This window comes from Amantichitinum ursilacus, assembly GCF_001294205.1.
GTDB classification, from domain to species: domain Bacteria; phylum Pseudomonadota; class Gammaproteobacteria; order Burkholderiales; family Chitinibacteraceae; genus Amantichitinum; species Amantichitinum ursilacus.
The window spans coordinates 208954-222519 of record NZ_LAQT01000008.1 but is presented as its reverse complement, the minus strand read 5'-3'; the positions used below and the strand labels follow the sequence as shown (position 1 = coordinate 222519).

15 protein-coding genes are annotated in these 13566 nt (G+C 59.9%); 3 read left to right on the top strand and 12 right to left on the bottom strand.

The window, feature by feature from the left end:
- Positions 1–290: 290 nt before the first annotated feature.
- Positions 291–2000, top strand: a complete 1710-nt coding sequence (locus WG78_RS11165) for an alpha-amylase family glycosyl hydrolase (protein ID WP_083458932.1) — start codon at positions 291–293, stop codon at positions 1998–2000.
- Between the two features lie 166 nt (positions 2001–2166).
- Here WG78_RS11165 and WG78_RS11160 read toward each other — a convergent pair whose 3' ends face one another.
- The 3 genes from WG78_RS11160 to ribA all read right to left on the bottom strand — a co-directional run bounded on the left by WG78_RS11160 (position 2167) and on the right by ribA (position 3395).
- Complete coding sequence (locus tag WG78_RS11160; protein WP_053937896.1) at positions 2167–2367, bottom strand: hypothetical protein; 201 nt, start codon at positions 2365–2367, stop codon at positions 2167–2169.
- 33 nt (positions 2368–2400) lie between these two features.
- Entirely contained in the window at positions 2401–2577 is a 177-nt protein-coding gene (locus tag WG78_RS22695) for a hypothetical protein (protein ID WP_161805105.1), read from the bottom strand.
- A gap of 146 nt (positions 2578–2723) precedes the next feature.
- On the bottom strand, positions 2724–3395 hold the full coding sequence (gene ribA, locus WG78_RS11155) for a GTP cyclohydrolase II (RefSeq protein WP_053937895.1): 672 nt from the start codon (positions 3393–3395) through the stop codon (positions 2724–2726).
- A 109-nt stretch (positions 3396–3504) separates the two neighbouring features.
- Here ribA and WG78_RS11150 point away from each other — a divergent pair, with 109 nt between their 5' ends.
- Positions 3505–3819, top strand: coding sequence for a nucleotide pyrophosphohydrolase (locus tag WG78_RS11150; protein ID WP_053937894.1), 315 nt, complete (start codon positions 3505–3507; stop codon positions 3817–3819).
- 128 nt (positions 3820–3947) lie between these two features.
- On the opposite strand, the gene rarD is transcribed toward WG78_RS11150, so the two are convergent.
- Complete coding sequence (rarD, locus tag WG78_RS11145) at positions 3948–4865, bottom strand: EamA family transporter RarD (protein ID WP_236692019.1); 918 nt, start codon at positions 4863–4865, stop codon at positions 3948–3950.
- Positions 4866–5010: 145 nt separating this feature from the next.
- On the opposite strand from rarD, the gene WG78_RS11140 reads away from it, so the two are divergent.
- Complete coding sequence (locus WG78_RS11140; protein ID WP_053937892.1) at positions 5011–6018, top strand: nucleoid-associated protein; 1008 nt, start codon at positions 5011–5013, stop codon at positions 6016–6018.
- A 234-nt stretch (positions 6019–6252) separates the two neighbouring features.
- On the opposite strand, the gene WG78_RS11135 is transcribed toward WG78_RS11140, so the two are convergent.
- The 8 genes from WG78_RS11135 to WG78_RS11100 all read right to left on the bottom strand — a co-directional run bounded on the left by WG78_RS11135 (position 6253) and on the right by WG78_RS11100 (position 13315).
- Positions 6253–6588 carry a hypothetical protein gene (locus WG78_RS11135; protein ID WP_152969158.1) on the bottom strand — a complete coding sequence of 112 codons (336 nt, stop codon included), beginning with the start codon at positions 6586–6588 and terminating at the stop codon, positions 6253–6255.
- 128 nt (positions 6589–6716) lie between these two features.
- The gene (locus WG78_RS11130; RefSeq protein ID WP_083458945.1) at positions 6717–7829 is read right to left on the bottom strand and encodes a DNA topoisomerase IB; all 1113 of its coding nucleotides are present in this window, start codon (positions 7827–7829) and stop codon (positions 6717–6719) included.
- A 13-nt stretch (positions 7830–7842) separates the two neighbouring features.
- Positions 7843–8943 (bottom strand): Gfo/Idh/MocA family protein, encoded by a 1101-nt coding sequence (locus tag WG78_RS11125; protein WP_152969157.1) that lies wholly within the window; start codon positions 8941–8943, stop codon positions 7843–7845.
- A 96-nt stretch (positions 8944–9039) separates the two neighbouring features.
- Positions 9040–10254 carry an HD-GYP domain-containing protein gene (locus WG78_RS11120; RefSeq protein WP_053937889.1) on the bottom strand — a complete coding sequence of 405 codons (1215 nt, stop codon included), beginning with the start codon at positions 10252–10254 and terminating at the stop codon, positions 9040–9042.
- 191 nt (positions 10255–10445) lie between these two features.
- On the bottom strand, positions 10446–10664 hold the full coding sequence (locus WG78_RS11115; RefSeq protein ID WP_053937888.1) for a hypothetical protein: 219 nt from the start codon (positions 10662–10664) through the stop codon (positions 10446–10448).
- Between the two features lie 215 nt (positions 10665–10879).
- Positions 10880–11434, bottom strand: a complete 555-nt coding sequence (locus tag WG78_RS11110; protein WP_053937887.1) for a hypoxanthine-guanine phosphoribosyltransferase — start codon at positions 11432–11434, stop codon at positions 10880–10882.
- 16 nt (positions 11435–11450) lie between these two features.
- Positions 11451–11999, bottom strand: a complete 549-nt coding sequence (locus tag WG78_RS11105) for an adenine phosphoribosyltransferase (RefSeq protein WP_053937886.1) — start codon at positions 11997–11999, stop codon at positions 11451–11453.
- Between the two features lie 26 nt (positions 12000–12025).
- Positions 12026–13315 carry an NCS2 family permease gene (locus tag WG78_RS11100; RefSeq protein WP_053937965.1) on the bottom strand — a complete coding sequence of 430 codons (1290 nt, stop codon included), beginning with the start codon at positions 13313–13315 and terminating at the stop codon, positions 12026–12028.
- Positions 13316–13566: the final 251 nt, after the last annotated feature.

Here is a 13566-nt window from a genome sequence, read left to right as displayed (position 1 = left end):
GCGTGTATCAGTAAAGACCGATATTCTTACGTATCGGGATCATACCTGACGAAAGATTACGCGCTACTTCTGCACGTTGTCGGGGGCGGGCTTGTTGTAAAAATTGCTACACGCGGATACGCCTACCCCTCGGCCAAGCCGCATGAGCCTGCCGCCCGCGACGCCCTCCTGTTGCACCGCTCATCCATATCCGCCGCCCCGCCTACATCACATCCAGACGCCTTCCCTACGCACCCCATCCCCGCGCGCGCTAAAACACTGCATCACAACAACATCTTGAGGAGCCCATCATGCCTTCCCCCCAACCCGAGGCGCCGGGCGCCGATTCTCCACGCGCCATTGACGTCAGCGTCAGTGGTAGCGCCGGACGGGTGCCGCAACCGCAGGAGTCCGCCAGTGAATGGCGCTGGTGGCAACGCGGAGTGATCTATGAGGTTTATCCGCGCTCGTTTCAGGACAGCAATGGCGATGGCGTGGGCGATTTGCGCGGCATTCGCCAACGGCTGCCCTACCTGGCGTGGCTGGGCGTGGACATCGTGTGGATTCCGCCGGTGTATCCATCGCCAATGGCCGACTTTGGTTATGACGTGATTGACCCCACCGCCATCGACCCGCTGTTTGGCACGCTGGAAGATATGGATGCGCTGATTGCCGACGCGCACCAGCTCGGGCTGAAGGTGATTATTGATTTTGTGCCGAACCACACTTCGGACCAATGCCCCTGGTTTATCGAATCACGTAGCGGACGGGATAACCCCAAGCGCGACTGGTACATCTGGCACGACCCGGCCCCCGACGGTGGCCCGCCCACCAACTGGTTCAGCCACTTGGGTGGCCGCGCCTGGACCCTGGATAAAGCCAGCGGCCAGTACTATATGCATTCGTTTTTGCCCGAACAGCCCGACCTGAACTGGCGCAACAACGAAGTGCAAGAAGCAGTGCTGCAGCAATTGCGCTTCTGGCTGGATCGCGGCGTGGATGGTTTCCGCATGGATGCGTTGATGCATCTGTTCAAGGACGCCAATTTCCACAATAACCCGCCTAATCCCGATTACGACCCCAAAGTGCATGGCGAGCATGAGCAATTGATGCCGCGCTTTACGCTGGACCAGGCCGAAGTGCAGGTGGTGATTGCGCGTATGCGCGCGCTGCTGGACCAATACGATGGCGATCGCATGATGCTGGGCGAATTGTATTTGCCGCTGGAAGCACTGATTGCCTATTACGGCGCGGACGGCAAAGGCGTGCAGTTGCCCACCAACTCGCTGCTGATTCTGCAGCCCTGGAAAATCGATTCGATCCGCACCGCGATTCTGGAAGTGGAACGGCTGGTGCCGCAATTTGCCTGGCCCAACTGGTCGTTTGGCAATCACGACAAACAGCGACTGGCCACGCGGCTGGGGCAAGACCAGGTGCGCCTGGCCGCCATGCTGCTGCTGACGTTGCGCGGCACGCCGATCATGTATTACGGCGATGAGATCGGCATGCACGATGTACCGGTGGCGCCGGAAAACATCCGCGATCCATTTGAAAAGCGTGTGCCCAACAAAGGCTTCGGCCGCGACCCGGAACGCAGCCCGATGCGCTGGGATGCCAGCCCCAAAGCGGGCTTTACCACCGCCGAGCCCTGGCTGCCGATGGGCGACGATGTGGCCAGCGTCAACGTTGCAAGCGCGCAGGCCGATCCGGGATCGTTGCTGAACCTGTATCACCACCTGCTGGCGCTACGGCGCGAAGAACCGGCGCTGAATATCGGCCGCTTTGAAGCCGTCGATGCGCCACCGACGGTGCTGGCGTATCTGCGCGAACATCATGGCCGCCGCCTGCTGGTGGCGCTGAACTTTGGCACGACGCCGGTGCGCTTTAAATATCCCGATCTGCAAGGCGCCAGCGTGCTGCTGGGCTCACATACGCACGAGCGGCCGCAAGCGGACGGCTGGCAGCAAGAAGGCGTGCTGCTGCCGGCGTTTGGTGGGGAGATCATTGCGCTGGCGGGGTAATCCAGAAGCGGCGGCATATCGAACTGCGTGGCTCAAGATGCGGCTTTGGGGGGTGGGTCTAGACCCACCCTATGCAGCGCCTTTGAAAAAAGCAGAGCCGGTTCAAGTGAACCGGCTCTTTTCCCCTTGGCAGCCGTCGTAGCGGCTCCGTCTCCCTGGGTATGGCTTAGTGCGAGGCTTTGTCCAGCAAATACGTTTCGCCCGCCGACGTAATCTGCCAGCCATAAATGGCATTGGCTTCCAGCAGCGGCGGTTCCACCTGAATCAGGTGTTTGACCTGGTCGGTATCCAGCGTTACCGAACGGCCAGCGGCCGCCTGGCGCAGGATTTCGAGATCACGCGGGGTGAGATCAGCGAGTTCAGACATGGCAGTTGTTCCTGTTTTTAAGTTCGTGGCAGGTCACTGCAGGGTGCGGGGTGCGTCGGGCATGCCTGGATAAACGGGCATGTCGGAGATGGTGGGCTCCAGCAACTCGCCATCACGCTCCGGCATATGCAGTCCGGTCTCTCCGGGCGGCAGCGGAATCGGCTTGCGATAACGTTGGCTGGGCGGAACAGGAATACTAAGTGCGGGCATGATGATGTCCTCCAGTGAATTGAGGTCATCATCCGCTTATGGGCTGCGCAATCAGAGCGGTAGACGCCGCGCCGTGATGTGAGCGCGCTGCGCGGCGTGTTGTCGGAACAGTGCGGACGGCGCAGGTAGGAGCGCCGCCGCGATGCTTACTCGCCTTTGGGGCGATAGGTGAGCGACACGTCCGGCGCCAGCATATGGCCCATGCGCAGCCGCTTGGTTTCGAGGTAATGACGATTCTCGTCATTGGGCTCCACCTGGTGCACCACGCGCTCCGTGACCGGCAGGCCTGCGTTTTGCAAGGCGGCCAGTTTCAACGGGTTGTTGCTCATCAGGCGCACCGAGCGAATGCCCAGGTGGCGCAGGATTTCAGCGGCGGCATCATAGCTGCGCGCATCAATGGGCAGGCCTTGCGCGGTGTTGGCGTCGACGGTATCGAGGCCCTGATCCTGCAAGGCGTAGGCCTGGATTTTGTGCGCGAGGCCAATGCCGCGCCCTTCTTGCCCGCGCAAATACAGCAGCACGCCGCTGCCATGCTGGATAATGCGCTGCAGCGCCATATCCAGTTGCTCGCCGCAATCGCAACGCAAAGAGCCAAACACATCGCCGGTCAGGCATTCAGAATGCAGCCGCACCAGCACGGCGGATTTGCAGTTGATCTCGCCTGCCACCAGCGCCATATGCTCGACGCCATCGAGACGCGAACGATACACGTGCGCGGTAAATTCACCATGCTTGGTGGGCAAACGCGAAACGGCGACGGGGTCGACCAGCTCAAGCGGGGTGGTGCAAGCGACGGGATTGACGATAGAGGCAGACATGTAGGGCCCGATTAGACTCAGATTTGAGCCTGGTAGATGATGGTGCACTGCAAATTATTCAACCCACTGCTGGTGCGTATAGCCGCATCACAAGAAGGAACACTCTGAAATGGACGTCGCACACATCCAGCAACAATTACGCGAATTTGCTGTGGCGCGCGACTGGCCGCAGTTTCATACGCCCAAAAACCTGGTGATGGCGATGTCGGTGGAAATGGCCGAGCTGCTGGAGCATTTTCAGTGGCTGACGCCCGAACAGGCGGTGGCGTTGAAGGACGATCCGGCGCGGCTGGATGCGGTGGGCCAGGAAATGGCCGATGTGATGATGTATATGCTGCGGCTGGCCGACGTGCTGGGCGTGGATCTGGGCGACGCCATCGCGCGCAAAATGGTGCTGAATGCCATCAAATATCCCGCGCCGTAAATCTCCCGCACGGTGGATGCCAGTGCGGTAGTGCAGTCAACAGGTTGAACCAAGACCCAACACCCGAAGCCATACGCCACGGGCAGTAAGCTTGACGAGCCACTTTGAGTGGTGGGTCATGACCCACCCTATGCCTGCTGGGTTCGCAGCGTATGCAAGCTATGGCCGCAGGTCAGCAGCACGCCGATCCAGATCGGGATATAGGTGCCCAGCCCCGCTGCGGTAAACGGCTCGCCCAGAAACAGGATCGAGATAAAAAACAGCAGCACCGGCTCCACATAACCAAGGATGCCCAGCACGCTCCACGGCAGCAGTTTGCTGGCGGCCAGATACAGCGCAAACGCGGTGGCGGTCAGGATGCCCAGCAGCGGCAACATCAGCCACAGCATGGGCCGCAGCGTAAGCGCATGCGTGGCGGCGTCGTGGCTGGCCAGATACCACGCCACGCACGGCAGGATAAACAGGCTTTCCAGTAAAAAACCGGCGACGGGATCAAGCTTGGCCCAGCGGCGCAACATCAGGTACGGCGGGTAACCCGCGGCCGTCAGCAGAGTCACCCACGAAAACGCGCGCGTCAGCCAGATTTCGTGGATTACGCCGACGCAGGCAAAACCGACCGCCAACCATTGCAGCGGCGTCGGGCGTTCTTTGTAAAAGAAGAAGCCCGCCAGCACCATCACCAGCGGCAACAGAAAATAGCCCAGCGACACTTCCATCAGCCGCCCTACCCCGGGCGCCCACATAAACAGCCATTGCTGCACAAACAGCAAAAACGCCGCCACCGGCAACACCAGCCACAAGATCGGTTCGCGCTTCATGCGGCCGCATAGCGCCCAGAAGCGGTCGGTCTGGCGTAGCAGCATCAGCACCAGCCACATGGCGGGAATGGTAAACGTCACGCGCCAGGCCACGATGGCCATGCCATCCAGCGGATGCAGCCATGCCGCGTACGCGCCCAGCGTGGCAAACACCAGCGATGCGCCCAATGAATATGCAAACCCGCGACCCGACAACAGCATGAGATGACCTTTAGAGAGAGGCGGCATGCTACCAGCCTGGCCGCGTTTGCCCCAGCCCCGCTTTCCGCAATACGGCCGCTCGCCGGACCATGCCGATACCGTGCGCCGCGTGCGGGACGGGTGCCGTTCTGCTACATTGCGGCACCCGCTTTTGCTGTTTATGGAACACCCGATGTCGACCTCGCCCAACACCATCCACCATCTGATCGTCCACCACCTTGAGAAAGCCGCCAACGGCCCGGCCAGCACGCATCTGCGCCCCAACGAAGTGCCGGTGAGCGCCACCGCGCAACGTCTGGTGGACCATCTGTGCCAGCTGTACACCAGCCGTCTGGGCAAGGGTTTTGGCAAGTTTGAAAGTGACGAAACCACCTTTCCGGTACCGCGCCTGGTGCGGCAATGGGCGCTGGATAATACGCTCGATTTCGTGTCGTTCAGCCAGCAAATGATGGAACAACTGCAAGTGCGCGCCGAGCAGGAGCCTGCCGCCACTGGCGGTTATATCCTGATCGCGCATGCCCGCAACGAAACCGGGCCGTTTTTGTTGGTAGCGCTGGTGTCCGAAGTCATCGGCACAGCGATCGGCGCCAATATGGACATCACCGACAGCGTGCATCTGGACATGGACAACCTGCGCGTGGCGGGCCGGGTGGATCTGGACGCGTGGCAGCAAGGCGCGGATCGCTATTTGTCTTTCCTGAAAGGCCGTGGTGATGTGGCGCAGTACTTCAAGCTGTTTCTGGGCTGCAACGACGTGGTGACGGCGCTGAAAGAAACGCAGAAGCTGGTGCAGGGTCTGGAAAACTTTGTCGCCAAAACCCAGCTGGGCCACGAGGCGCGCGATACGTTGTTTGCGCGCGCCCACACTTATCTGGACGAGCTGGGCGACGATGCGCGTCCGGTCAGCCTGGATGAAGTGGCCGAAAAAGTCTGGCCCGATGCGCCCGCCGCCATGCGCGAGGCGCTGGCCGATGAAAAGCTGGAATTAAGCAGCGGCTTTGTGCCCGACCGTCGCGCCATCAAACCGTTGATGCGCTTCAAAGCCGCCGCGCCGGGCTGGAAGCTGGAATTTGAACGCGGCGCTTTGCGCTCCGGCGACGTCATCTACAACAAACAGAACGACACCATCGTGCTGTACAACGTGCCGGAACAACTACGCAAAGAACTGCTGGGCGATTAACGCATAGGGTGGGTCTAGACCCACCCTTCAAAGTGGCCCATTAGCACGCTATCGGTTGTGTTCTTGTTCGCGGCTTCGGCTGGTGGGTCCAGACCCAGCGTTCAAAGTGAGTGGCTGGTACGCGGATGTTGGCATTCTTGTTCGCGGCTTTGGCTGGTGGGTCCAGACCCACCCTATAAACAAAACGGCATGGATAGCTCCATGCCGTTTTGCGTTGCACCGGGCGATTGCCGCTTAGTGCAGTTGATGCTTCAACTGGCTGAGCTGGTCATGCGCTTGTTTCACCGCATCACGCAGCTTGCTGTCGATGTCGTTGTTCTGGCGCACGGCCTGCATGGCCTGGTCGCCCAGTTGTTCAAGACGGTCGACCGCTTGCGCAAACTGCTGCTCGGGTGCATCGGCAGACTGGCTGGCAAATTGCTGGCTGGCTTGCTGCGATTGCGTATCAAGCTGGGCAATGGTGTCCTTCAGCTGTTGCGGCACGTTTTGCGTTTGGCGACACGTCTGTGCGGCGTTTTGCACGCTGCGTTCGATCTGGGAAAAACGTTGCTGGAATTCGCTGGTTTGCATGATAAGCACTCCGTGTTATGCGGCTTGCGCCGTTGGAGAAACCAGTCTGCGCCAACGCGGTGCCCATTGCGCCCAGCATGGTGCGCAACCTGCTGTAGGACATTGCGGCCGCAACGCCCGACACACGATCACACGCTGTCTAGTTGCCGCTGTAGAAAGCCCAATACTTCCAGTTCCAGCTCGCGCACCGGAATGTCGGCCCGGGCTTTGTCCGGATCAAGCACGGCGCCGCGCTGATAGGCCTCGATGATCACCGGATGGATGTAACACTTGCGGCACACCGCAGGCGTGTTGCCCAGCCGTTGCGAGACGGTCTGCACCGTGGCCGCAATATGCCGCTTGGCCTCCGTATCCGAATCGTATGGCCAGCTACGCGCCAGTTCGCCCGCCGCCAATACCGTGCCCGCCCATGTGCGGAAATCTTTGGCGGTGTAATCCTCGCCTGCAATTTCTTTCAGATATTCATTCACGTCGGATGAATCGACGCCATGGCGTTCGCCGTCTTCGTCCAGATACTGGAATAACTCCTGCCCCGGCAATTCGCGGCACTTCTGCACGATGCGCGCCAGGCGCCGGTCTGACAGTTCGATATCGTGTTGCTTGCCCGATTTGCCGCGAAAATGAAACCGCACCGTATTGCCGCTGATATCCACATGCCGATTACGCATGGTGGTCAGGCCATACGATTTATTGGCTTTGGCATATTCATCATTGCCGACGCGAATCAGGGTGGATTCCAGCAGCAACACCACCGCCGCCAGCACTTTGGTGCGTGGCATGCCGCGCTGCGCCACATCTTGCGCGGCGCGCTCGCGGATTTGCGGCAGCGCGTGGCCAAACGCCAGCATGCGGTGATATTTGGATTCGTCGCGCACTTCGCGCCAGCGCGTGTGATAGCGATATTGCTTGCGGCCTTTGGCATCGCGGCCAGTGGCTTGCAGATGGCCATTGGCTTGCGGGCAGATCCATACATCGGTCCACGCGGGCGGGATCACCAGGGCTTTGATGCGCGCCAGCGTGGTCGGGTCGGTAACGCGCTCGCCTTTTAGCTCGTACTGCGTTTTGCCGCGCCGAACGATGCGGCTGATGCCGGGTTTGTCGTCGCTGACATAACGCAGCCCGGCCAGTTTGGCGCTGGCCCTGGCGGCGTCGACATCGGAGGTGGCCGCCACTGGCGCGGGCGGTGGCGGTTTGATGGCGGCTTTCAGCGCTTTGGCAACCTGAGCGGTATGAGCATTCATGGTGGCAGCCATATCAGCCTTGCGGCGTGGCGGCATCCACCAGCGGCGGCAATTCCACCGGGCTGAGATGGCGCGCATTGGCGGGATCAACCTGCTGGCCGCGGTCAAACGGTTCCAGCAATTGCGGCTGGCCGGTGGTGAGCGCGGTTTCGATGGCGGCGATGATGCGTACATCGGCCAGGCCCTCAAGACCATCGGGTTCGGGCTTTTTGCCCTGAATGACGCATTCGGAGAAATACTGCGTTTCGCCGCCAAAGTGGTCGGTCTGCATAAAGGTTTGATGGCTGCTTTCACCATCGATGGTCAGATAGTGGTGATAGTCCACCGACAGATCAAAACACGGTTCCACGCGCAGATCGCCTTGCGTGCCGACGATGCGATAAGTGTTTACCCCCGCGGAGCCGGCATAGCTAACGACAAACTGCGCCAGCCGCTCGCCCGGAAAGCGCAGCGTCACGGCGACGGTGTCGTGGAAATCAAATTCCAGCTCGGCGCGGCGCGTGCCGGTGGCGTGAACTTCGATCGGCTCCGCGCCAAACAACATCCGGGCGGCATTGATCGGGTACGGACCCATATCGGCCACCGGGCCCGCCCAGAAACCGCTGTGCGCGCGATGGTTGGCCGGGTCGACCGGCTGGCCAAAGGTGGAGGTAAACAGCCGCACATCGCCCAGCTTGCCTTCGCGCACCGCGGCGACGGCGGCCAGCGTGGCGGGTTCAAAGTGCAGGCGATAAGCCAACATCAACGGCGCGTTGCCGCGCTCGGCCGCTTCGATCATCGCCTGGCATTCAGCCACGCTCACGGCGGCGGGTTTTTCCAGCAGCACGGGAATGCCGCGCTCCAGCGCGGTGACGGCAAATTCGAGGTGTTTCCAGTTGGGGGTGGCGATGTACAGCGCGTCGACCACATCGGCATCCAGCATTTGCTCGAACTGCTCGTAGCCATAGCGAGCTTCGGCTGGCACGTGGTAACGATCGCCGAGCTGACGCAGTTTGGCCTCGTCATCCGACACCAACGCGCCCACGCTTGAGTTGCCTGTGTTGGCGACACCGGGCAAAAAATATTGTTGGCTGATCCAGCCACAGCCCACCACGCCATACCGTACTTGATCCATCGCGCCACTCCCCTGTTGGGTTTGCTCGTTGTTGGTTGCTGATCGCATTGCGGATCAGCCTGCAACGATAGTGGGTGCGCGCGCTGGGGCTGTATGTCAGACGCCTGCCAATATCCTCATCGGATCAACCTTATAGCCGCTGGCGTCTTCGTAATCGACGATGCGGTCGGCCGAACCGGGGGCGCGCGCCAGATCGATTTCCTGCACCGGAATATAGGAATTGCTGCGCCGGGAAAAGAACACCTTAACGCGCGGCTTGAGCATCTCTTCGGTATTGGACTCGCTGACCACGCCAATGCGGCCGCTTTCCAGCTTGACCATGCTGCCGACGGGATAAATGCCCACCATGCGGATAAACGCTTGCACCAGCTTGGGGTCGAGATGCGACGGGGTCCATTCCCACATGCGGCGCAAGGCTTCGGTGGGCGCCAGGCCGACGTGATAACAACGATTGCTGGTGATGGCGTCGTACACATCCACCACGGCGGCCATGCGCGCCAAAGTGGAAATCTGCTCGCCTTGCAAGCCATGCGGATAACCGCCGCCGCCAAAGCGCTCGTGGTGATGCAGCGTAATGTCGAGCGCAATATCGGGGATCTCGGGCACGTCTTTCAGCACATCCCAACCCAGCCGCGGATGTTGCTTGATCAGTTCGAATTCGGCCTCGGTGAGCCGGCCCGGTTTGTTCAGCACTTCGGACGGAATCTTCATCTTGCCGGTATCGTGCAGCAAGCCGCCCATGCCTGCCAGTTGCACCACGCTGGAATCAAAGCCCACCGAACGGGTAAAGCTGACCATCAGCGCGCACACGGCCACCGAATGCAGAAACGTGTATTCATCTGCGGTTTTAATCTGCAGCAAGGCCGTTAACGCGCCGCTGCTGCGCGAGATGCTGTTGGAGATTTCTTCCACCAACGGTTCCAGGCTGCTGACCTGCACCACCTTGCCCAGGCGCACGTCGTTCATTACCTGCTGCACCGCCACCTTGGCCTGATTCTTGATCCGGCCCGCGCGACCCATTTCTTCGGCGACCGTCATGCGGATGATGGGCGCTTCGGCGCTGACGGCTTGCACCATTTCTTCGTGCACACGCTGGCGCACTTCTTCGCGCGTGGGGGCGTCGGCGACGTCGAGGCCCTTGTCGGTATCGATATAGAGCGACGTAATGCCCGCCGCGCGAATGCGTTCGACCTCGGAGGCCTCGCGCACCGGAAACTGGTTACGCATAAACGGATGGTTGAACCAGTCCGTATCGAGGTCGTGGACGTACATCCCGATCTTTAAATCTGCAAACGGAATTTTTTTGATCATGGCAGCGCCTGAATCTGCGGGGCGGACGAAGTGAGTGACGCACGCGTCGAATATCGCACATCCGGCCATACGTTTTAGCCCAGGAAACCACCTGGGTTGCAGGCTGCATTTTGACGTAATAAATACAAAAAGGCATGCCACTGGCATGCCTTTTTTGCGCAGGCCTTGTAACAGGCCTGATACAACCGGGCTTAGCTGCCGCTGCCTTGCGGCTCTTCAGCCGGCTTGGATGCTTTGGCTTTTTTAGCTTTTTTCGGCTTTTTGGCCGTCTTGTGCATCGGCATTTCTTGCGACGTTTCTGGCGTAGCAACACCATTCGCGCCACCGGCGCCGTTGGCTTCACCCTCTGCAAATGCGGCGGCCGGAATGGCCAGCGCCGCTGCAATCAACAACGAAGTCAGCTTGATCATGCTTTATTACTCCCGAGTTAGTCATGGCGCTGCTCGCCACCGCTACGCAGTGTAGGAGACGCCATATGCCAAACGCATCAGAGAAGCACCCACGCCCGTGTCAGCGCAATTCCTTTTATAGCGATTTGTGTCGGGCAATGTGCACGCTGGCGATAAGGACGCAAAAAAAGCGACCCGAAAGTCGCTTTTTTAACAGCCCGTACGGTTACGGTGGCTTACAGCCCTTTCACCGCGTAGATCGACAACGTGTTGCGCCAGTAGCCCTGATAATCCATGCCACAGCCGAACAGGAAGCGATCTTCCACCGCCAGACCAACAAAGTCCGCGCTCACGCCCGGGGCCTTGCGGTTATGCAGCTTGTCGACCAGCACGGCCACCAGCACTTCTTTGGCGCCCAGCTTTTTGCAATGGTCGATGACGGCAGCCAGCGTGTGGCCTTCGTCCAGGATGTCGTCGATGATCAGCACGCTGCGGCCTTTCATATCGTCGCGCGGCGGCACCAGCCAGTTAAGCGCGCCGCCACTGGTTTCGTGGCGATAGCGCGTGGCATGCAGGTAGGAGCATTCCAGCGGAAACTGCAAGCGCGGCAACAGATGGCCGGCAACAATCAGGCCACCGTTCATGATGGTGTACACAATCGGATTGCTGCTGGACATCCGCTTGGTAATGTCCACCCCCAGTCGATCGATCGCGGCCAGCACTTCTTGCTCGTCGTGCAGGCAGTCAGCGTTATCGATAATGGTATGGGCTTCAGGGAGTTCAAGCGTCACGGGTAAGTCCTCGTTCTTAATGTCCGGCAAAATCGCAGATCGTAAACAGCGGTAGATGATTATCGGCGATCAGTTTTGATCCGCCCAGCTCGGGCAGATCAACAATGGCCGCCGCTTCGACGACGGTTGCGCCCAGGCGGCCCAGCAGCTTGGCCGCAGCCAGCATGGTGCCGCCCGTGGCCACCAGATCGTCGATCAACAACACCCGATCGCCCGCTTTGACGGCGTCGGTATGGATTTCTACAGTGGCCGAACCGTATTCCAGTTCGTATTCTTCCGCCACCGTTAAAAACGGCAACTTGCCTTTTTTGCGAATCGGCACAAAGCCCAGATTCAGCTCATAGGCCACGACCGCCCCCAGAATAAAGCCGCGTGCGTCAACGCCTGCCACCATATCCAGCTTTTCGTCCATATAGCGGTGCACAAAGGTGTCCACCAGCAAACGGAAGGTTTTGGGATTTTGCAGCAGCGGCGTGATATCGCGAAACATCACCCCGGCTTGCGGCCAATCCGGCACCGTGCGGATATGGGATTGCAGATAGTCGGCGTACAACGGCTTTTTCATCCTGGTAAATCCTGGTTACTCACAAATCAAAAGATGGCGAACTTGACCACCCACAACAGGGCGATGACCAGCACGGCCGGCGACAGATCTTTAAAGCGGCCTGCCAGCAGCTTGACGCCCACGTAGGTGATAAAGCCAAACGCAATGCCATCGGCAATCGAATAGGTAAACGGCATGCCGAATGCAGTGACGACGGCCGGCGCGGCTTCGGTCAGATCATCCCATTCGATTTCAGCCAGACCACGCGCCATCAGCACCGCCACGTAGCACAGGGCCGGGGCAGTGGCGAATTCGGGTACCGAACCAGCCAGCGGCGACAATACCAGCGCCACCAGGAACAGGATGGCAACCACCACCGCGGTCAGGCCAGTACGACCACCCACGGCGGTGCCGGCTGCCGATTCAATATAGGCCGTGGTCGACGAAGTACCCAGCGCTGCGCCCGCAACAATGGCCGCGCTATCGGCAAACAGGGCTTTCTTCAGACGCGGCAGCTTGCCGTCCTTGTCCAGCAGACCCGCGCGATGCGAAACGCCAATCAGCGTGCCGGTGGTGTCGAACAGATCAACAAAGAAGAATACAAAGATCACGCCGGCCAGACCGGCATTGAGCGCGCCTTTGATGTCCATTTGCATCAGCGTGGGCGCCATCGACGGTGGCGCCGAGAACACGCCGCCAAACTTGCTGAGGCCCATTGCGATCGAAATAACGGTCACCGCCAGAATGCCGATGATGATGGAGCCCGGTACGCGGCGATATTCCAGCGCCACGATCAGCAGAAAGCCAAACACGGCCAGCAGCGCCGACGGCGAGTGGATATTGCCCAGGGTGACCAGCGTGGCCGGCGAACCCACCACAATGCCCGCGCCCTTGAGCGCGATCAGTGCCAGGAACAGACCCACACCGGCCGAAATCGACAATTTGAGCGAATGCGGAATGGCGTTGACCAGCGCTTCTCGCACCTTGAACAGGCTGACCACCACAAAGATCACGCCCGAAATAAACACCGCGCCCAGCGCGATTTGCCAAGGCACCTTCATGCCCATGCATACCGAGAAGGTAAAGTACGCATTCAGACCCATGCCCGGCGCCAGCGCGATCGGGTAATTGGCCACCAGACCCATCACCGCCGAGCCCAGCGCCGCGGCCAGACACGTGGCGACGAAGACCGCGCCAAAATCCATGCCGGTGAGCTTCAGGATCGAAGGGTTGACGAAGATGATGTACGCCATCGTCAGAAAAGTAGTAAAGCCCGCCAGCACTTCGGTCTTGACGTCCGTGCCGTGCTCCTTCAGTTTAAAAAACGACTCAAGCATCATTAGTCCCCGGAATCTCTATTGGTTTAATAGTTAATGGTTTATAGCGGGTCTGCCGGCTGCGTGCCCCAAGTGCGCAACGCAAAACCGGGCCACCGTGCCGGATTAAACAAAAGCTTTGGCCGCCCCGCCTTGTGTGTGGCAGGGTCGTCCCTAGCGGACAACAGATCGAACCTGGAAAAACAGTGTGGGGTAGCAAGAAACGCGCCCAGCGCAGAGCCGGACGACACGCACCTTGCAAAAACATCGCA